The organism is Streptomyces sp. NPDC093252, from assembly GCF_040683675.1.
GTDB lineage: Bacteria > Actinomycetota > Actinomycetes > Streptomycetales > Streptomycetaceae > Streptomyces.
On record NZ_JBFBEM010000017.1, the window covers coordinates 195,409 to 214,953 of the forward strand.

16 protein-coding genes are annotated in these 19,545 nt (G+C 74.2%); 6 read left to right on the forward strand and 10 right to left on the reverse strand.

Translation table 11 applies throughout. The features are described 5' to 3' along the window. Nucleotides 1–2 precede the first annotated feature (2 nt). From AB0O01_RS31340 to AB0O01_RS31355, 4 genes are all read left to right on the forward strand, one after another. On the forward strand, nt 3–959 hold the full coding sequence (locus AB0O01_RS31340; RefSeq protein ID WP_365318652.1) for a sugar ABC transporter permease: 957 nt from the start codon (nt 3–5) through the stop codon (nt 957–959). Then, complete coding sequence (locus AB0O01_RS31345; protein WP_365318654.1) at nt 956–1,816, forward strand: carbohydrate ABC transporter permease; 861 nt, start codon at nt 956–958, stop codon at nt 1,814–1,816. The genes AB0O01_RS31340 and AB0O01_RS31345 overlap by 4 nt, the downstream gene beginning before the upstream one ends. 39 nt (nt 1,817–1,855) lie before the next feature. Continuing rightward, a complete protein-coding gene (locus tag AB0O01_RS31350) occupies nt 1,856–3,463 on the forward strand; it encodes a glycoside hydrolase family 13 protein (RefSeq protein WP_365318656.1) in 1,608 nt (535 codons plus the stop codon). Nucleotides 3,464–3,832: 369 nt separating this feature from the next. Further along, nucleotides 3,833–5,884 carry a phosphocholine-specific phospholipase C gene (locus AB0O01_RS31355; RefSeq protein ID WP_365318658.1) on the forward strand — a complete coding sequence of 684 codons (2,052 nt, stop codon included), beginning with the start codon at nt 3,833–3,835 and terminating at the stop codon, nt 5,882–5,884. Here the strand turns inward: AB0O01_RS31355 and AB0O01_RS31360 are convergent. Next, nucleotides 5,874–6,809 carry a DMT family transporter gene (locus tag AB0O01_RS31360; protein WP_365318660.1) on the reverse strand — a complete coding sequence of 312 codons (936 nt, stop codon included), beginning with the start codon at nt 6,807–6,809 and terminating at the stop codon, nt 5,874–5,876. The genes AB0O01_RS31355 and AB0O01_RS31360 overlap by 11 nt on opposite strands. Next, nucleotides 6,806–7,606 (reverse strand): phosphatase PAP2 family protein, encoded by an 801-nt coding sequence (locus AB0O01_RS31365; protein WP_365318661.1) that lies wholly within the window; start codon nt 7,604–7,606, stop codon nt 6,806–6,808. The genes AB0O01_RS31360 and AB0O01_RS31365 overlap by 4 nt, the downstream gene beginning before the upstream one ends. Nucleotides 7,607–7,843: 237 nt before the next feature. On the opposite strand from AB0O01_RS31365, the gene AB0O01_RS31370 reads away from it, so the two are divergent. Continuing rightward, a complete protein-coding gene (locus AB0O01_RS31370; RefSeq protein ID WP_365318662.1) occupies nt 7,844–8,485 on the forward strand; it encodes a TetR/AcrR family transcriptional regulator in 642 nt (213 codons plus the stop codon). A gap of 174 nt (nt 8,486–8,659) precedes the next feature. Here the strand turns inward: AB0O01_RS31370 and AB0O01_RS31375 are convergent, their stop codons facing one another. The 3 genes from AB0O01_RS31375 to AB0O01_RS31385 all read right to left on the reverse strand — a co-directional run bounded on the left by AB0O01_RS31375 (nt 8,660) and on the right by AB0O01_RS31385 (nt 12,590). Continuing rightward, complete coding sequence (locus AB0O01_RS31375) at nt 8,660–10,000, reverse strand: DUF2510 domain-containing protein (RefSeq protein WP_365318664.1); 1,341 nt, start codon at nt 9,998–10,000, stop codon at nt 8,660–8,662. A gap of 68 nt (nt 10,001–10,068) precedes the next feature. Further along, entirely contained in the window at nt 10,069–11,235 is a 1,167-nt protein-coding gene (locus AB0O01_RS31380) for an anhydro-N-acetylmuramic acid kinase (RefSeq protein ID WP_365318665.1), read from the reverse strand. Nucleotides 11,236–11,255: 20 nt separating this feature from the next. After that, entirely contained in the window at nt 11,256–12,590 is a 1,335-nt protein-coding gene (locus tag AB0O01_RS31385) for an MFS transporter (RefSeq protein ID WP_365318698.1), read from the reverse strand. A gap of 258 nt (nt 12,591–12,848) precedes the next feature. Here AB0O01_RS31385 and AB0O01_RS31390 point away from each other — a divergent pair, with 258 nt between their 5' ends. Beyond that, entirely contained in the window at nt 12,849–15,527 is a 2,679-nt protein-coding gene (locus AB0O01_RS31390) for an AAA family ATPase (protein WP_365318666.1), read from the forward strand. A 51-nt stretch (nt 15,528–15,578) separates the two neighbouring features. On the opposite strand, the gene pcaD is transcribed toward AB0O01_RS31390, so the two are convergent. The 5 genes from pcaD to AB0O01_RS31415 form a co-directional block, all read right to left on the reverse strand. After that, nucleotides 15,579–16,715, reverse strand: coding sequence for a 3-oxoadipate enol-lactonase (gene pcaD / locus AB0O01_RS31395; RefSeq protein WP_365318668.1), 1,137 nt, complete (start codon nt 16,713–16,715; stop codon nt 15,579–15,581). After that, nucleotides 16,712–18,025 (reverse strand): 3-carboxy-cis,cis-muconate cycloisomerase, encoded by a 1,314-nt coding sequence (gene pcaB / locus AB0O01_RS31400; RefSeq protein ID WP_365318669.1) that lies wholly within the window; start codon nt 18,023–18,025, stop codon nt 16,712–16,714. The genes pcaD and pcaB overlap by 4 nt, the downstream gene beginning before the upstream one ends. After that, a complete protein-coding gene (gene pcaG, locus AB0O01_RS31405; RefSeq protein ID WP_365318670.1) occupies nt 18,022–18,627 on the reverse strand; it encodes a protocatechuate 3,4-dioxygenase subunit alpha in 606 nt (201 codons plus the stop codon). Before pcaG ends, pcaB begins: the two co-directional genes overlap by 4 nt. Nucleotides 18,628–18,632: 5 nt before the next feature. After that, nucleotides 18,633–19,406 (reverse strand): protocatechuate 3,4-dioxygenase subunit beta, encoded by a 774-nt coding sequence (pcaH, locus tag AB0O01_RS31410; RefSeq protein WP_365318700.1) that lies wholly within the window; start codon nt 19,404–19,406, stop codon nt 18,633–18,635. A 38-nt stretch (nt 19,407–19,444) separates the two neighbouring features. Continuing rightward, a partial coding sequence (locus AB0O01_RS31415) for a hypothetical protein (protein ID WP_365318702.1) occupies nt 19,445–19,545 on the reverse strand: 101 nt, incomplete at its 5' end.

Genomic DNA, 19,545 nt, shown 5'->3' on the forward strand with positions numbered 1-19,545 from the left:
CGATGACCAAGACGGCACAACGGCGGACCGCGGCCGAGGTCGCGGTCCGCCCGGTCGAGGCGCCGCCCCCGGCAGGGGACCGGGGGCGGCGCCGCCTCACCGACCAGGTCCGCGCCTACGGCTTCCTCGTCGGCGGACTGATCTGCTTCGCGCTGTTCTCCTGGTGGCCGGCGATCCGCGCCGTCGTGATCGCCTTCCAGAAGTACACGCCCGGATCGGCGCCCGAGTGGGTCGGCACGGAGAACTTCACCCGGGTCTGGGGCGACCCGGAGTTCGCCGCGGCCTGGAAGAACACCTTCACCTTCACCGTGCTCGCCCTGCTCATCGGCTTCGCCATCCCGTTCGTGCTCGCCCTGGTGCTGAACGAACTCCGGCACGCCAAATCGTTCTTCCGGGTCGTGGTCTACCTCCCGGTGATGATCCCGCCGGTGGTCTCCGCCCTGCTGTGGAAGTGGTTCTACGACCCCGGCACCGGCCTCGCCAACGAGGCCCTGCGCTTTCTCCACCTGCCGACCTCGAACTGGTCCAACGGCGCCGACACCGCCCTCGTCTCCCTGGTCATCGTCGCCACCTGGGCCAACATGGGCGGCACCGTCCTGATCTATCTCGCCGCCCTCCAGTCCATCCCGGGCGAGCTGTACGAGGCGGCCGAACTCGACGGCGCCAACATCTTCCAGCGCGTCCGCCATGTCACGATCCCGCAGACCCGGTTCGTGATCCTGATGCTGATGCTGCTCCAGATCATCGCCACCATGCAGGTGTTCACCGAACCCTTCGTCATCACCGGCGGCGGCCCCGAGAACTCCACAGTGACGGTGCTCTATCTCATCTACAAGTACGCCTTTCTCTACAACGACTTCGGCGGCGCCTGCGCGCTGAGCGTGCTGCTCCTGCTCTTCCTCGGCGCCTTCTCCGCGATCTATCTGCGGCTCACCCGCTCGGAGGGGGACAGCGCATGAGCACCCGTACCCTCGTCTCCCCGGCGTCCCTGGCCCGCCCGCGCGGCCGGGCCGTCTACTGGGGCGTCTTCACCGGGGTCGTCCTGCTGTTCGCGCTGGCGTTCCTGTTCCCCGTCTACTGGATGGTGACGGGCGCCATGAAGTCACCGGACGAGGTCGCCCGGACGCCCCCCACCCTGATCCCCGAGAACTGGGAGATCACCGGGTACACCGACGCCTGGGAACTGATGGACCTGCCCACCCATCTGTGGAACACGGTGGTGCAGGCGGCCGGCGCCTGGTTCTTCCAGATCGTGCTCTGCACCGCCGCCGCCTACGCCCTGTCCAAACTGCGGCCGGTTTTCGGCAAGATCATCCTCGGCGGCATCCTGGCCACCCTGATGGTCCCGGCGCAGGCCCTCGTCGTACCGAAGTACCTCACCGTCGCCGATCTCGGGCTGCTCAACGATCCGCTGGCGATCTGGCTGCCCGCCGTCGCCAACGCCTTCAACCTCTATCTGCTCAAACGGTTCTTCGACCAGATCCCCCGCGATGTGCTGGAGGCGGCCGAGATCGACGGCGCCGGAAAGCTGCGCATCCTCTGGTCGATCGTCCTGCCCATGTCCCGGCCGGTGCTCGGCGTCGTGTCGATCTTCGCCCTGGTCGCCGTCTGGCAGGACTTCCTCTGGCCGCTGATGGTCTTCTCCGACACCGGCAAGCAGCCCATCAGCGTGGCACTGGTCCAGCTCTCGCAGAACATCCAGCTCACCGTACTGATCGCCGCCATGGTGATCGCGAGTATCCCGATGGTCGCGATGTTCCTGATCTTCCAGCGCCACATCATCGCCGGGATCAGCGCGGGCAGCACCAAGGGCTGACACCCGCCGCCCCCCACGACCGACAGAAAGGCCAGCATCGTGGCACAGCCCACCCCTGCCCGGACACACTCCGACTGGTGGCGCTCCGCCGTCATCTACCAGGTGTACGTGCGCAGCTTCGCGGACGGCGACGGCGACGGCACCGGCGATCTCGCCGGGGTCCGCGCCCGGCTGCCGTACCTCGCCGAACTCGGCGTCGACGCCCTCTGGTTCACCCCGTGGTACCTCTCACCACTGAAGGACGGCGGCTACGACGTCGCCGACTACCGGACCATCGACCCGGCCTTCGGCACCCTCGCCGAGGCCGAGAAGCTCATCGCCGAGGCGCGTGAGCTGGGCATCCGCACCATCGTGGACATCGTGCCCAACCATGTCTCCGACCAGCACCCCTGGTTCCGGGCGGCGCTGGCCGCCGGGCCCGGCAGCCCCGAGCGCGAGCTGTTCCACTTCCGGCCCGGCCGCGGCGAGCACGGCGAGATCCCGCCCAACGACTGGCCCTCCCAGTTCGCCGGCTCCACCGAACCGGTCTGGACCCGGCTGCCCGACGGCGAGTGGTACCTGCATCTGTTCACCCCCGAACAGCCCGACCTCAACTGGGACCACCCGGCGGTCCGCCGCGAGCACGAGGACGTACTGCGCTTCTGGTTCGAGCGGGGCGTGACCGGGGTGCGCATCGACTCCGCCGCCCTCCTCGCCAAGGATCCCGAACTCCCCGACTTCGTCGAGGGCGTGGACCCCAACCCGTTCGTCGACCGCGACGAACTCCACGACATCTACCGCTCCTGGCGCGAGGTCGCCGACGACTACGACGGCATCTTCGTCGGCGAGGTCTGGCTCCCCGACACCGAGCGCTTCGCCCGCTACCTCCGCCCCGACGAACTGCACACCGCGTTCAACTTCTCCTTCCTGTCCTGCCCCTGGGACCCGGCGAAGCTGCGCTCCTCCATCGACGAGACCCTCGCCGAACACGCCCCCGTCGGCGCCCCCGCCACCTGGGTCCTCTGCAACCACGACATCACCCGTACCGCCACCCGCTACGGCCGTGCGGACACCGCCTTCGCCTTCGCCACCAAGACCTTCGGCACCCCCACCGACCTGGCCCTCGGCACCCGCCGCGCCCGCGCCGCCGCCCTGCTCTCGCTGGCCCTGCCCGGCGCGGTCTACCTCTACCAGGGCGAGGAACTGGGCCTGCCCGAGGCGGACATCCCGCTGGACCGCATCGAGGACCCGATGCACTTCCGCTCCGGCGGCGTCGACCCCGGCCGCGACGGCTGCCGGGTCCCGCTGCCCTGGACCGCCGACCAGCCGTACGCCGGTTTCGGCTCCCGGCAGGAGCCCTGGCTGCCCCAGCCGGCCGGCTGGGCGACCTACGCCGCCGATCTCCAGGACGGTGACCCGGGGTCGATGCTGCGGCTGTACCGCGAGGCGATCCGGCTCCGCCCGGTGTTCGGCGAGACGCCGCTGACCTGGCAGGACGCCCCGGACGGGGTACTGCACTTCCGCCGCGCGGACGGCGCCCACTGCGTGGTCAACCTCGGCGCCGACCCCGTCGCGCTGCCCGCGCACACCGAACTCCTGCTCGTCAGCGGCCCGCTGGACGACGAGGGCCGCCTGCCGCAGGACACGGCGGCCTGGCTCCGCACCTGAGCCCGCGCCGCCACCCGGTCCAGGGCCCCTCGTCCCCCCGTCGGGCCCTGGACCGCCCGCGCCTTTCGGACGGGCCTTTCCTTCTGACCATCCGGGAACACGCGCCCAGGCCCTGTCCACGACGCCGTGCCCGACTCCCCGTGCCGGACCGCGTGACCGCTCCCGCGGCCCGGCACGGGGCTCCAGCCGCGCCCCCTCGACGCCCCCGCGCCCCCCTCGACGCCCTGCCGCACCTCGCGTACCGCCGAGTTTCACACCCGCGCCATCGCACCCTTCCCTGACGTTTGGTGCTCTTGGAACACTCCTTCCGCGCGCAAATCATCACCATCCGGCCGGTCGCGGCTCACCAGGACGAGAGGTCGTTCCGTCATGTCCGAAGTCAATCGGCGCAGATTCCTCCAGATCGCGGGCGCCACCACGGCGTTCTCCGCGCTGTCGAGCAGCATCGAGCGCGCCGCCGCGCTCCCGGCGCACCACCGCACGGGCACCATCGAGGACGTCGAGCACATCGTCGTCCTGATGCAGGAGAACCGCTCCTTCGACCACTACTACGGCGCCCTGCGCGGAGTGCGCGGCTTCGGCGACCCCCGCCCGGTCGTCCTCGACAGCGGCAAGTCGGTGTGGCACCAGACACAGGGCGGCACCGAGGTGCTGCCCTTCCACCCGGACGCCGACGACCTCGGCATGCAGTTCCTGGAGGGCCTGCCGCACGCCTGGACCGACGGCCAGCACGCCTACAACGGCGGCAAGTACGACAAGTGGCTGCCCGCCAAGGGCACCACCACCATGGCGTACCTGACCCGCGAGGACATCCCCTTCCACTACGCCCTCGCCGACCGCTTCACCGTCTGCGACGCCTACCACTGCTCGTTCATCGGCTCGACCGACCCCAACCGCTACTACCTGTGGTCCGGCTACACCGGAAACGACGGCAAGGGCGGCGGCCCCGTCCTCGGCAACGAGGAACTCGGCTACGGCTGGACCACCTACCCGGAGCGCCTGGAGGAGGCCGGGATCTCCTGGAAGATCTACCAGGACATCGGCGACGGCCTGGACGCGGCCGGCCGCTGGGGCTGGATCCCCGACGCCTACCGGGGCAACTACGGCGACAACTCCCTCCTCTACTTCGACCGGTACCGCACCGCCCGGCCCGGCGACCCCTGGTACGACAAGGCCCGCACCGGCACCGACGTCAAGAACGGCGACGGCTACTTCGACCGGCTGCGCGCCGACGTCACGGCGGGCACCCTCCCGCAGATCTCCTGGATCGCCGCCCCCGAGGCGTTCTCCGAGCACTCCAACTGGCCCACGAACTACGGCGCCTGGTACATAGCCCAGGTCCTGGACGCCCTCACCGCCAACCCGGCGGTCTGGGCGAAGACGGCCCTGTTCATCACCTATGACGAGAACGACGGCTTCTTCGACCACGTCGTGCCGCCGCTGCCGCCGAAGTCGGCCGCCCAGGGCAAGTCCACCGTCGATGTCTCCCCGGACCTCTTCCGGGGCGGCGGCGGCCGGGCGGCCGGACCCTACGGCCTCGGCCCCCGCGTCCCCATGCTGGTCGTCTCCCCCTGGAGCAAGGGCGGGTACGTCTGCTCAGAGACCCTCGACCACACCTCCATCGTCCGCTTCATGGAGCGCCGTTTCGGCGTCGAGGAGCCGAACATCTCGCCCTGGCGGCGCGCGATCTGCGGTGATCTGACCGCCGCCTTCGACTTCTCCCGCAAGGACACCCGGCCCGCCCGGCTGCCGGACACCGACGCCTACGAGCCCCCGGACCGCGACCGCCACCCCGACTACCGGCCCACCCCGCCCGCCGACCCCGACATGCCGAGGCAGGAGCGCGGCTCGCGCCCCACCCGCCCGCTGAAGTACGCCCCGCTGGTCGACGGCTCCGCCGACACCGCCGCCGGGACGTTCACCCTGAGCCTCGCCTCCGGCGCCCGCGCCGGGGCCGCCTTCCTGGTCACCTCCGGCAACCGCACCGACGGCCCCTGGCAGTACACCACCGAGGCCGGCAAGACCCTCGCCGACACCTGGAACTCCGCCTACTCCGGCGGCTCCTACGATCTGACCGCGCACGGCCCCAACGGCTTCCTGCGCACCTTCCGGGGCGGCAACGCGGCACCCGGCCCCGAGGTCACCGCCCGCCACGACGGCGACGGCCTCGCACTGACCCTCACCCACCGCGGCACCACCCCGGTCACCCTGAGGATCACCAGCGCCTACGGCGACCGGGACCGCACCGTCCGGCTCCGGCCCGGCGCGCGCACCACCCTCACCGTGGACCTGGGGCGCAGCCGCCGCTGGTACGACCTCACCGTCACCTCGGCCGCCGACCCCGCGTTCCTGCGGCGCTTCGCCGGTCATGTCGAGAACGGCCGCCCGGGAGTGAGCGACCCGGCGATCATCACTGACTAGGCGCGCTCACGGGGGTGTCCGGTGCCCCGGTCCGGTGTCCGGTCTCCGGGACCTGCCGGGGTGTCGGCAGCCCCGGGAGGCCCGCCGGGGCGGCGGCGGCCGTGCGCCGGGCCTCGGCGCGGGAGAGCTGGATCACGCCCCAGGCGGCCAGGCCCGCGCCCCCGACGGCGAGCACCACCCCGGCCGCGCCGCCCCGGAACCGCTCGCCCAGCAGGGTCAGCCCGATCGCGGCGGCGGCCACCGGGTTGGCGAGGGTGACGAGGGCGAGCGGGGCGCCGAGCCCGTCGCGGTAGGCGGTCTGGGACAGCAGCAGCCCGCCGGTCGCCAGCGCCGCGACCAGGACGGCGACCCCGGCGACCTGGAGGCCGAACGGCGACGCGGAGCCGTCGGTGGCGGCCACCGTCACGGTCTGGGTGAGCGCCGAGGCGACCCCGGAGGCGACGCCGGACGCGGTGGCGTGCCGCAGACCGGGCCGGACGCCCGGGTGGCACAGGGCGCCGATGAACACCGCCGTCGCGGCGGAGACGAGCAGGGCCTCGCGGACGCTGAGCACATCGTCGGGGGCCGGGCCGGTCGCCGCCACCAGCAGCGCGGCGAGGCCGGTCAGGGTCAGCGCGGTGCCCCGCCACTCGGTCGCGCTGACCCGCCGCCCCGCCAGCTTCGCCCCGAGCGGGACGGCGGCCACCAGGGTCAGCGCCCCGAGCGGCTGGACGACGGTCAGCGGGCCGTAGCGCAGGGCCACCACGTGCAGCAGCGCGCCGGAGGCGTTCAGCAGCACCGAGCCCCACCAGGCGCCGCCGCGCAGCAGCCGCAGCAGTCCGGTGCCCGGGGAGCGGGCGGCGAGCCGCTCCTGCGCGACGGCCGCCGCCGCGTAGCCGACGGCGGACAGCAGGGAGAGGACGACGGCCAGCAGAGAGGCGTTCACCGGCCCGCCCCGACCAGCGGCGGACGCTCGGCGGCCCGCCCCGCACGGGCCGTACGGCGGGGGCGGCGCCGGGGTGCCGCGCGCGGGACGCGGACGGCGAGCAGCGCGGCGGCGAGCAGGACCCCGGCGACGGCGGCGTCCAGCCAGTAGTGGTTGGCGGTGGCGACGATCACCAGCAGGGTGAGCAGCGGATGCAGCAGCCACAGCCAGCGCCAGCGGGTCCGGGTGGCCGCGATCAGACCGACGGCCACCATCAGGGCCCAGCCGAAGTGCAGGGAGGGCATCGCCGCGAACTGGTTGGAGAGGGTGTCGGTGGCGGGCGGGCCGTAGACGGACGGGCCGTAGACGCGGCCGGTGTCGACGAGGCCGGTCCCGGCCAGCATCCGGGGCGGGGCCAGCGGGAACGCCAGATGCAGCACGAGGGCGGCGGCGGTGAGGGTGGCGAGCGCCCGGCGGGCCCAGACGTAGTGGCCGGGGCGGCGCCAGTAGAGCCAGACCAGGAAGGCGATCGTGGCGGGGAAGTGGACGGTGGCGTAGAAGGTGTTGACGGCCCGTATCAGGGTGTCGCCGTGCAGGAACAGGGACTGCACCGAGGCTTCGTCGGGCAGCCCCAGCACCCGCTCCCACCGCCACACGTCCCGGGCGTTGCGGAACGCCTCGGCGGTGTGGCCGTCGGCGAGATGCCGGCCGAGCTTGTAGACGAGGAAGAGCCCTGCGACGAGCAGCAGCTCCCGGACTATCGGCGGGCGTTGCGGAGGATCGGACTCCGCCCCGGCAGGCTCGGCTGCTTCACGCATCCCCCGGCCCCTCACTCATGGCGCTCATGGTGCGCGCGCACCTGATGCATGCCTGTTGCATCGACACTGGTTCGTATCGATACGCCAGTGTACCGATACGAGTTAGTACCGGTACACTGGCGTACCGGTGGCATTCGGCACACCTGGTTTTCGCACCACTGGATCGACGCCGGACCGCAGGTGGTCCGCCGGGGGATCGCAGCCGGATCGAGGCAGTCGGCGAGGAGGAGAAGAGCCATGACGTCGCAGGCCGCGGACCGATCGGAGACGGTCGGCGCCTCGCCGCGCTCCAAGCTGACGCCCGAGCGTGAGCAGGAGTTCTACGACGCCGTGATCCAGCAGCTCCGCCAGTGCGGATACGACGCGGTCACCATGGAGGGCATCGCCGCCAGCACCCGGTGCAGCAAATCCACGCTCTACCGGCAGTGGCGGACCAAACCGGAGTTCGTCGCGGCGGCCCTGCGCGCCCGGCGCCAGACGCGGTTCGCCGGGGTCGACACCGGCGCCCTCGTCACCGATCTGCTGCTGGCCGCCCAACTGGCGGGGGAGGAGTCCGCCGACGACACCCGGCTGTTCCAGGCCCTCGGGCACGCCGTCGTCCAGGACCGGCGGCTCGGCCAGGCACTGCGCGAGGCCGTGGTGGAACCGGAGCTGGCCGCGCTCCGGGAGCTCCTGCGGCGCGGGGTGGCCCGCGGGGAGGTCCCCGAGGGGCATCCGGCACTGGAGTACGTACCGGCGATGATGCTGGGGGTGCTGCGCGCCCGCCCGGTCCTGGAGGGGCGGCACGCGGACCCGGACTATCTCGTGCGGTTCGTGGAGGTCGCGGTGCTGCCGTCACTGGGGCTCACGGCACCGGACGGAACGGACCTTCGGCCCTGACGTCCCTCCTCGCCGACGACCATCGGCCCACCGACACAGGTGGCCGTCCCGGCACGACCGGGCGGTGACCTGTCCGCGCCGCACCGTGGGGACGGGGGCGGCGCACCCCCCGGCCGGGTGGGGTTCCTCCGGAGCGGAGAGGAACCCCACCCGGCCGAACCGGGGCCGGGCGGCTCAGACCCCCTGACCGGCGGTGCCGCCGCCCGCGGACTCCTTGATGCCCTTGGCTATCTCGTCCAGCACGGCGTCGTTCTCGCCCGCGTCGACACCGATACGGACGATCACCAACTGCTCCGGGTTGGCCGGGGACGGGAACACCAGCGACTCGACGATCCCGTCGGCGCCCTTGCTGGTGACCGCCTTCCAGCGGACCTGGTAGCCCTTCTGCCCGGCCACCGTGACCGCCTCGGACGCCAGCACCTCGTGCGAGGTGATCGCGCCGTAGGTGGTGCCGCCGTAGGACTCCTCGGCGTTGGCCTCGATGTCCGCCTTCGCGACCTCCTCCGGGGTGGTGCCCTCGGTGCCGTGCGCGATGGCGGGGGCCGAGTAGGCGCCGCCCTTGGTGCAGCTCTTGGCGGGGTCGCCGGGGCAGTCGTAGGTGTCGTCGGAGGTGATCTGGGCGCCGACGCTCATCGCCTGCCCGGTCCAGCCCTCCGGCACCTCGAAGCTGATGGCGTTGATCGGGTCGGAGACCGTGCCCCCGGCCTCGACCTCCGGCGGCGCGGACTGCTGCGGCGGGGCCGACTGGCCGCCGTCCCCGCCACCGGGCCCGCCCTCGCCCTCACCGAAGGGGGCGCCGTCCCGGTTGGGGCCGCTCGGGCTCGGCGCGCTGTTCCCCGCCCGGTCGCTGCCGCCGTCGTTGCCGGTCAGGGCGTAGACGCCGACACCGATGCTGGCGAGCACGGCGGCGGCGACGCCGACCGCGATTCCGATCCGCAGCCCCTTGCGGCGCGGCGGCACGGGCTGCCCCGGGTACCCGGGATAGGCCGGGTGGCCGCCGAGGTATTCGGGCTGGCTGAGCTGCCCGTACTGACCGGGCTGCCCCGGCTGGAGGGGCTGGCCGGGGGGCGGATAGCCGGTCCCCGGGTACCCCTGCTGCCCCGGGTACCCCTGCTGCCCCGGGTACGCCTGCTGGCCCGGGTACGCGGGGTAGGCGGGCGGCGGCACGGGAGGGGCGGCGGCCGGATCGTGGGGGCCCGCCGGGAAGGCGGCGGGAGCGGGGGAGTCCGCCGGAGGGTCGGCGGGCTGCTTGCCGAGCGGCACGGCGGTGGCCGTCGGCGCTTCGGGAGCGGCGTCGGAGGCGCCGGGGGCCTCGGGCGCGGGCGCCGGGTCCGCGCCCTCGGCCGGGGTGTCATCGTCCGCCGCCCGCTGCCCCGGGGGACCCCACGCGGCGGCCGGGGCCGCGGGACGGGTCCGCTCCGTCCATGCCTTGCCGTCCCACCAGCGCTCGGTGGGCGGACCGTCACTTGTCTGCCCCGGGTCGGCGTACCACCCGGGAGGAGTCACCTGCGTCATGACCCAACCGTATGAGGCATCTGTGAAAGCGGGATGAGAGGGACCGGTCACAAGTGGCCGAACCTTTCTCAGGCGGGTTCCACCACCAGCCGCCGCGGCCCCCCGCCCGCCACCGGCGCCCGGTACGGGAACCCCCGCGCGCCCGGCGTCACGGAGCCCAGGACGCTCGGGTGGCGGGCGCCGGTCCCGGCCGGGGTCGTGCCGGGCAGGCCATGGACGGTGAGATGGCCGAGGACGGCGAAGGCGTACGCCTCCTTGGCGGCGGACGGCAGGCCCAGCGCGTCCGAGGGGCGCACCGGGACGCCGGGCAGGGCATCCGCCAGCATCGCCGTCAGGACCGGGTTGCGGGTGCCGCCGCCGGAGGCCAGCACCTCCGTGGCCCCCACCGCGCGGACCGCGTCCGCCACCGTGCGCGCGGTCAGCGCGGTGAGCGTGGCGATGACATCCTGCGCCGGGAGCGTGGCCCCGGCCCCGGCCAGCGCGTCCCGCAGATAGCCGGGGTGGAAGAGTTCCTTTCCGGTCGTCTTCGGCGGGGGCGCGGCGTAGTACGGCTCCGTCAGCAGGAGGTCCAGCAGCCCGGAGTGGACACGTCCCGCCGCCGCGAGGCGGCCCTCCGCGTCGTACTCCAGCCGCCCCCCGCTGAACCCCCGGGCCGCCGCGTCGATCAGGGCGCAGCCGGGGCCGGTGTCGAAGGCGGTGCCGTCGGGGGCGGTGAGGTTGGCGATCCCGCCCACGTTCAGGGCGACCGGGGTGCCGGGACGGCCGCGCAGCCACAGGGTGTCGACCAGACCGACCAGCGGGGCGCCCTGGCCGCCGGCGGCGATGTCCCGGGGGCGGAAGTCCGCGACGACCGGCAGCCCGGTCGCCTCCGCGATCCAGGCGGGCTGGCCCAGTTGCAGGGTGCCGCGCGCCCGGGTGCCGTCCGTCCAGTGGTAGACCGTCTGGCCGTGCGACGCCACCAGGTCCGCCCGCCCGCCGCACAGTTCCCGGTCCGCGTGGACGGCCGCCGCCGCGAACACCTGTCCGATCCGGGTGTCCAGCCGGCACACCTCGGCCAGCGTCACCGCCGACGGCGGCAGCGCCCCCGCGAGCAACTCGCGCACCTCCTCCGGGTAGCGCTCGCTCACCATCCCGAGGGGCCGCAGCCGCAGTACGTCCCCGTCCAGCCGGATCTCGGCCGCCGCCGCGTCCACCGCGTCGTACGACGTCCCCGACATCAGCCCGATCACCCGCATGGCCCTCGCCTCGCCCCGGTTCACTCCGCCTCCGCCTGTCCGCGCGCGCGTGCGGCGCCCGGCAGTGACGCCAGCGCGCACGCGCTCAGCGCGCAGGCCGCCGCCGCGTAGTACGCCGGGACATCGGCGTTGCCGGTGCGCTCGACGGTCTCCGTGATGATGAGGCCCGCGCAGCCGGAGAAGACGGCGTTCGACAGGGCGTAGGCCAGTCCGAGTCCGGTGTGGCGGACCGTGGTCGGGAACATCTCCGCCAGCATCGCCGGGCCCGGCCCCGCCAGCAGCCCCACCACCGCGCCCGCCCCGCACACCGCCGCCCCCTTCACCGCCGCGGACGTCCCCGGGTCCTGGAGGACACCGAGCAGCGGCAGTGCCAGCACCACCACCAGCAGCGCCCCGGCCAGCATCACCGGGCGCCGCCCGATCCGGTCGCTGAGCAGCCCGGCGGGCAGGATCACCACCGCGAAGCCCAGATTGGCCAGCACGGTGACGGCCAGCGCCTGCTCGAAACTCGCGCCCAGTGTGCTCTGGAGGTACGACGGCAGCACCACCAGGAAGGTGTACCCGGCCGCCGACCACCCCATCACCCGCCCGGCCCCGAGCACGACGGCACCGAAGACCTCCCGCCGGGGCGGGGTGCGGGTCTCGTGGGCCGGGGTCCCCTGGGCCGGGGTTTCTTTGACCGGGGTCTCCTGGGCCGGTGTTTCGGGGGTCGTCAACTCCCGCGCCCCCACCCCCCGAACCGCCCGGAACGACGGGGTCTCCTCCAGGCCCAGCCGCAGCCACAGGGCCACCACCCCCAGTGGCACCGCCAGCAGGAACGGCACCCGCCAGCCCCACGCGTGCACCTGAGCCTCCGTCAGCGCCCCCGCCAGCACCGCCGCCACCCCGGCCCCGCCCAGCAGCCCCAGCGCCACCGTGAACGACTGCCACGCCCCGTACAGCCCCCGCCGCCCCGGTGGCGCGAACTCCGTCATCAGGGCCACCGCCCCGCCGAACTCCCCGCCCGCCGACAGCCCCTGCACCACCCGCGCCAGCGTCAGCAGCCAGGGCGCGAGCGCGCCGGCCGTCGCGTACGTCGGCAGCAGCCCGATCGACGCGGTCGCCACCGTCATCAGCGACACCACCAGGATCAGCACCGGGCGGCGCCCGATCCGGTCCCCCAGCCGTCCGAACACCGCCGCGCCGACCGGCCGGAAGAAGAACGCCAGCGCGAACGACGCGTAGGTGCGCACCAGCGCCTCCGCGTCGCCCCCGCCCTCCGGGGTGAAGAACCGCGCGGCGATGACGGTGGCGAAGTAGCCGTAGACGCCGAACTCGTACCACTCGATGAAGTTGCCCACCGAACCCGCCACCACGGCCCGTCTGCCGGGCCGTCGCGAGAGGGGTGGGAGGGGAGGGAGGGGGCCGGACGCCGGGCGGGGGGTGTCGTTCACTCCAGGGCTGTTGACCGGCGGGGCGCCCCGCAAACCCCGTCGCGCGCCCCGCGCGTCGCCCGGCGGTACACCCGTTCACCCGACCCGGCACGAGGTGCCCGATACCGGCCACCACGAGGTGCGCCGGAGGGCTACGCTCAATCTCTGTACGTCGTTCGGGCGACTTGGGGAGGTAGCGGGATGACGGAGGCACGGCCCACGGCGGGCGCCCCGGCGGCACCGCTGTGGGAGCGGGACGAAGAGGTCGCCGCCCTCCGGCAGGCCGTGGAGAGCGTGCGCGCCGAGCGCTCCTCCACCGGCCGTCTGCTGATGCTGCGCGGCGACGCCGGACTGGGCAAGACCGCCCTGCTCACCCGCACCCGCAGGATCGCCGAGGGCCTCGGCTGCACCGTCTGGTCCGCCCGCGGCGGCGAGACCCTGCGCACGGTCCCCTACAACGTGGTCCGCCAGCTCCTCCAGCCCGCGCTGATCTCCCTGCACCCCGAGGAGGCCCGCGACTATCTCGGCGACTGGTTCGACGCCGCCGGCCCCGCCCTCGGCATAGCGGAACCCGGCGGGATCGAGCCACAACCGCAGGGCGTCTGCGACGGCCTGGTCCTCGCCGTCCGCCGGCTCGCCGACCGCGAATGGCCCCTGGTGCTGCTGATCGACGACGCCCACTGGGCCGACCAGGAGACCCTGCGCTGGCTCCGCGCCTTCGCCGAGCGCCTCGACGATCTGCCCGTCCTCGTCGTGGTCGCCCGCAGACCCGGCGACGTCAGCGGCGACACCGCCCGCCACCTCGACCGGATCGCCGAGCTGAGCGACCGCGTCACCGACCTCAGCGCGCTCACCCCGGACGCCACCGCCGACCTGACCCGCGCCACCGTCGGCCAGCACGCCGACGGACCCTTCTGCCGCCAGGTCTGGGCGGTCACCGCGGGCAACCCCTACGAGACCGTGGAACTCCTCGCCAAGGTCCGCGACAGCGAGATGGAACCCGTCGAGTCCTCCGCCGACGAACTGCGCGACCTCAACCGCTCGGCCCGCGGCGGCGGCCTCGCCAACCGCCTCGGCGAACTCGGCATCAACGCCACCCGCTTCGCCTGGGCCGCCGCCATCCTCGGCACCGGCATCACCGTCGACCTCGTCGCCGAACTGATCACCGTGGAGCGCCCGGAGGCCCTGCGCTGCGCCGAACTGCTGCGCGGCGCCCGGATCCTCACCGCGCCCGACCCGGCCAACGCCACCGCGGCCGGCGGCGATCTGGAGTTCGTCCACCCGCTGATCGCCTCCGCCGTCTACCACTCCATCCCCGAGGCCCTGCGCACCGCCATGCACGGCATGGCCGCCGAACTGGTCATCGAGTCCGGGCTCGGCGCCGCCGCGGCCTCCCGCCATCTGCTGCACCTCCACCCCGAGGACGACGCCGAGATCGTCGAACAACTGCGCGGCGCGGCCCGTGAGCATCTCGCCGTCGGCGCCCCGGACGCCGCCCGCGACTGCCTGGAACGCGCCCTGCGCGAACCGCCCCGCGCCGAGGTGCACGCCCAGGTCCTCTACGAACTCGGCTGCGCCACCCACCTCACCGCGCCCGCCACCACCATCGACCACCTCCAGACCGCGCTGGCCATGCCAGGGCTGGAGGGCCCCGCCCGCGTCGACGCCGTCTTCCGCCTGTCGCAGGCCCTGCTCCACAACGACCAGCTCGACCAGGCCGTCCGCACCGTCGAGGCGGAGGCCGCCCGGCACCCCGAGGGACCGGCCCGGATGCGGTTGCAGGCCGTGCAGTACATGTGGGAGGGCATCTACGGCGAGATAGCCACCCCCGGCCGCTCCGAACGGCTCGCCGGCCTCGCCCGCCCCCTCACCGGCCGCGACAACGCCGAACGCGCCCTGCTCATCCTGCGCGCCTTCGACGCCATGACCCACGGCGAGAGCGCCACCGAGGTCGTCGAGTACTGCGACCGCGCCCTCGTCAACGAACGGCTCGCACCCGGTCTCGGCTGGACGGACGCCGAATGGGGCATAGAGCTGCTGATGATGCTCGGCAGCAGCTACGCCTACGCCGACCGGCTCGACCGCGCCGAGAGCCTGTTCACCGAGGCGCTGCGCGCCTACACCACCGCCGGCTGGAGCGGCGGCCACCTCGCCCTCGCCAACGCCTTCCTCGGCCTGGCCCACCGCAGACGCGGCCGGCTCCGCGAGGCCGAGGAGGTGCTGCGGGAGTCGCTCCGGCTCGCCGAGCGCGTCGGCCGACGGCTGCCCCTGCACTGGTCGGCCACCTGCGGGCTCGTCGACACCCTGCTGGCCCGCGGCCATGTCGACGAGGCCTGGACGATCGCCGAGCGCTACGGCTTCTCCCCGCCCTACCCGACCACGATCGTGCTGCCCGACCCGCGCACCGTACGGGGCCGTCTGCTGCTCGCCGTCGGCCGCACCAAGGAGGGCGTCAACGAACTCGAAGCGGCCGAGAAGGCGGCGACGGCACGCGGCGGCCACAACCCGGTGCACGCGCCCTGGACCGCCGAACTGGCGCTGGCCCTCGCCACCGAGGACCCGGCCCGCGCCGCCCGGCTCGCCTCCGACGCCCGCCGCCAGGCCGAACGCTTCGGCACCGACACCGCGATCGGCGAGGCCCTGCGCTGCGCCGCCGCCCTGGAGACCGGCCAGCGCAGGGTCCGGCTCGCCGCGCAGGCGGTCACCTATCTGGCGTCCTCACCCTGCCAGTACGAGCACGCCGAGGCCGTCGTCGACCACGGCATCGCCATCCGCTCCGCCGCCGAGATCGAACGCGGCCTGACCCTGGCCCGCTCCTGCGGCGCGGACGGCCTGGTCCAGCGCGCCGAAGCGGCCCTGCACGGCGGCCTCACGGCGTGAGACGGCGACCCGGCGGGTGACGGCAGGCGGGGGCGGCACCGACCGCGCGGTTCACCCTGCGGGCGCCGCCGCCCCCGCCCCCTCCTCCTCCGCCAGCACCCGCTGGGCCGCCGCGAACGCCGAGTTGGCCGCCGGGACCCCGCAGTACACCGCCGTCTGGAGCAGCACCGCGCCGATCTCCTCCGGGGTGAGGCCGTTGCGGCGGGCCGCGCGGACATGCATGGCGAGTTCGTCGTAGTGGCCGTGGGCGACCAGCGCGGTCAGGGTGATCATGCTGCGCTCACGGCGGCTGAGCGTGGGGTCGGTCCAGATCTCGCCCCAGGCGTAGCGCGAGATGAAGTCCTGGAAGCGGGCGGTGAACGGGGTCTGCCGGGCCTGGGCGCGGTCCACATGGGCGTCGCCGAGCACCTCCCGCCGGACCTCCATGCCCCGCGCCGCCGGGCCGTCGAGATGGGTGCGGAGCGCGGCCAGCACCGCCTCGGGGCGCTGCGCGGGCGCCAGATGCGCGGCGCCGGGGAGTTCCACCAGCGCCGCGCCCGGCACGGCGTCCGCGATCTCCCGCAGATGCGCGGGCGGGGTCGCCCGGTCCTCGCGCCCGGCGACCAGCAGCGCCGGGGCGGTGACCGCGCCGAGCCGGTCGCGCAGATCGAACGCGGCGAGCGCGTCGCAGCAGGCCGCGTACGCCTCCGGGTCGGCGTCCCGGTGGTCCCGCACCAGTCGGGGCACCGTGAAGTCACCCGCGAACCAGCGCGCGTCCGCGCTCTCCACCAGCCAGTCCAGCCCCTCGGCCCGGACCCGCGCGGCCCGCTCCCGGAAGGGCCGCTCCCCGTTGAAGTGCGCGGAGGTGCAGATCCCCGCGAGGGAGGTGATCCGCTCGGGATGGTGCACCGCCAGATACAGCCCCACCGCCCCGCCCAGCGACACCCCGGCGTACGCGAACCGGTCGATGCCCAGGGTGTCCGCGAGCGCCAGCACCAGCGCGGCCAGGTCCCCGACCGTCGCCCCGGCCGAGATCAGCTCCGGCGCCGAACCGCCGTGACCGGGCAGATCCCAGCGGACCACCCGATGCGTCACCGACAGCTCCGGCGCCACCCGGTCCCACAGCGCGTACGACGTCCCCAGCGAGGGCCCCAGCAGCAGCGGGGGAGCGGAAGCGGACCCTTCCGTACGGTGGTTGAGCAGGGTCACGGTCGCTCCAGTGCTCGGTCGGTGAGGGCTCCGGCGGAGCCGGTGTAGTGGGCGGGGTCGAGATCGGCGCCGGACAGCTCGGGTGCCTCGTCCAGCGGCCGTCCCTCCGCCGCCAGGCGGGTGAGCAGCTCCTTCGCGGCGGCCCGGCCCAGGGTCCCGGCGAGTTCGGCGGAGAGCCGCTCGGAGACGATCGCCCCCCGGGTCAGCGCCAGATGCTCCCGCATGGCGTCCGGCCGCACCCGCAGGCCCGCCGCCAGCTCGGCCGCGTCGCGGGCCGCCCCGCCGGTCAGCCGCAGCAGCTCCCGCAGCGGCTCCCACTCGGCGTGCCAGGCCCCGGCGGGGCGTTCGTCCTCGGCGACCAGCGACCCGTACAGCACCGCGGCGAGCTGCGGCGCCCGCCGCGCCGCCGCCACGATCAGCGTGGACCGCACGGGATTGGACTTGTGCGGCATCGCCGACGAGCCGCCGCCCCCGCCCTCGGCGACCTCCGCGATCTCGGTCCGCGACAGGGTCAGCACATCCACCCCGAGCTTGCCCAGCGCCCCCGCCGTGAAGGCCAGCGCCCCGGCGAGATCGGCGACCGGGGTGCGCAGGGTGTGCCAGGGCAGCCCCGGTGCCGTCAGCCCGAGTTCCCGGGCGTACGCCGCCGGCAGCGCGACCGGGTCGGCGGCGCCGTACGCGCCGAACGCGGCCAGTGTGCCGGCCGCGCCCCCCAACTGCGCGGGCAGCGCCTCCCGGACCGCCGTCAGCCGGTCGCGGGCGTCCAGCACCAGCGACCGCCACCCGGCCGCCTTCAGCCCGAACGTGGTCGGCACGGCGTGCTGGGTGAGGGTGCGGCCGGGCAGCGCGGTGTCCCGGTGGGCGGCGGCGAGCCGGGCCAGCGCCCGCGCGGTGCGGTCCAGGTCGGCGAGGACGGGGCCGAGGGTGCGGTGGGCGACCAGCATGGCCGCCGTGTCCAGGATGTCCTGGCTGGTCGCGCCCCGGTGGACGTACGGCCCGAACTCGGGGCCGACCGCCGCCGTCAGATCGGCCACCAGCGGGATCACCGGATTGCCGCCGCCGCGCGCCCGCGCCGCGAGGGACGCCAGGTCGAAGCGGGCGGTGTCGGCTGCCCCGGTGACTGCGCCCGCCGCCCCGGCCGGGACGAGCCCCAGCGCGGCCTGCGCCCGGGTCAGGGCGGCCTCGGCGTCCAGCATGGCCCGGAGGTAGGCCGGGTCACCGGTCGTGGCCGCGGCGGGGGAGCCCGCCCAGCCGGGGGCGAGCAGCTCGCCGGGGGAGGGGGAGGGAGTGGGGGATGCCGCTGATGTCACCTGAACTCCAGGAAGACCGTCTCGCCCTCGCCCTGAAGGCGGATGTCGAAACGGTAGGCGCCGGGGGCCTCCGGGCGGGCGATCAGCGTGTCCCGGCGCGTGTCGGGCAGCGCCGACAGCAGCGGGTCCGCGGCGAGCGCCGCCTCGTCGCCGGGCAGATAGACCCGGGTGAACAGATGCACCAGCAGCCCCCGCGCGAACACGCACACACTCAGATACGGGGCACTGCTCCCGCGCGCGCCCGGCCGGAGCGTCCGTACGTACCAGTGGCCGTCGGCGTCGGTCTGGACGCGGCCCCAGCCGGTGAACTCCACCCCGTTGCGGCCCGCGTAGCCGCCGGAGGCCGCGTCCCGCCGGATCGAACCGTCGGTCCGGGAGATCCGGCCGTCCGGGTCCGGCCCCCAGATCTCCACCAGGGCGTCGGGCAGCGGCTGCCCCTCACCGTCCGTCACATATCCGTGCACGGTGAGGGTGTCGGGATGCCCGAGCGGCGCGATCTCCGCTCCGCCGGTGAACGGCAGCGCGTAGCCGTAGAACGGGCCGACCGTGTGCGACGGGGTCGGCAGCACCTGTTCGGGGCGGCCGGTGTCGATCTTCGTCATGGTGGTCAGCGTCCTTCTTCGATCCAGGTGGCGTGCGGGCCGTCGAGGACGATGTCCCAGTGGTAGCCCATCGAGAACTCCGGCACCGACAGACCGTGGTCGTACGTGGCGACCAGCCGCGCCCGCGCCGCCTCGTCGGTGACGGACTGGAGGATCGGGTCGTAGGGGAAGAGCGGGTCGGCGGGGAAGTACATCTGGGTCACCAGCCGCTGGGTGAACGCCGTCCCGAAGAGGGAGAAGTGGATGTGCGCCGGGCGCCAGGCGTTGTCGTGGTTGCGCCAGGGGTAGGGGCCGGGCTGGACGGTGGTGAACCGGTAGCCCCCGTCGGCGTCGGTGAGGGTGCGGCCGACGCCGGTGAAGTTCGGGTCGAGCGGGGCGTCGTGCTTCTCCCGCTGGTGGGCGTAGCGGCCGGCGGAGTTCGCCTGCCAGATCTCGATGAGCTGGCCGCGCACCGGGCGCCCGTCCCGGTCCAGCAGCCGCCCGGAGACGGTGATCCGCTCCCCGATCGGCTCACCGCTGTGCTGGATCGTCAGATCGCTGTCGCTCTCGGTGATGTCCCGCTCCCCGAACGCGGGCGAGGCCAGCTCCACCAGCTCCGGGTCCGCCCGCACATCGATCGCGACCGGCGGCTGCTTGGGGTGCCGCAGGGCCGAGGACCGGTACGGGGCGTAGTCGCGGCGCGGGTGGTGCTCGACCGGGGCGCCGTCGGCGACCCCCTTCTCGTAGGCGGAGCGCAGGGCCGCGATCTCCTGGTCGATGGTGTGCTGGGTGAGGGTCATGGCGGCGGCGGTCCTGTCGGCGGTCATATCGGATGCTCCTAGCGTTCCAGGACGAGGGCGAGGCCCTGGCCGACGCCGATGCAGAGGGTGGCGATGCCGGTGCCGGTGCCGTGGCGGGCGAGTTGGTGGGCGACGGTCC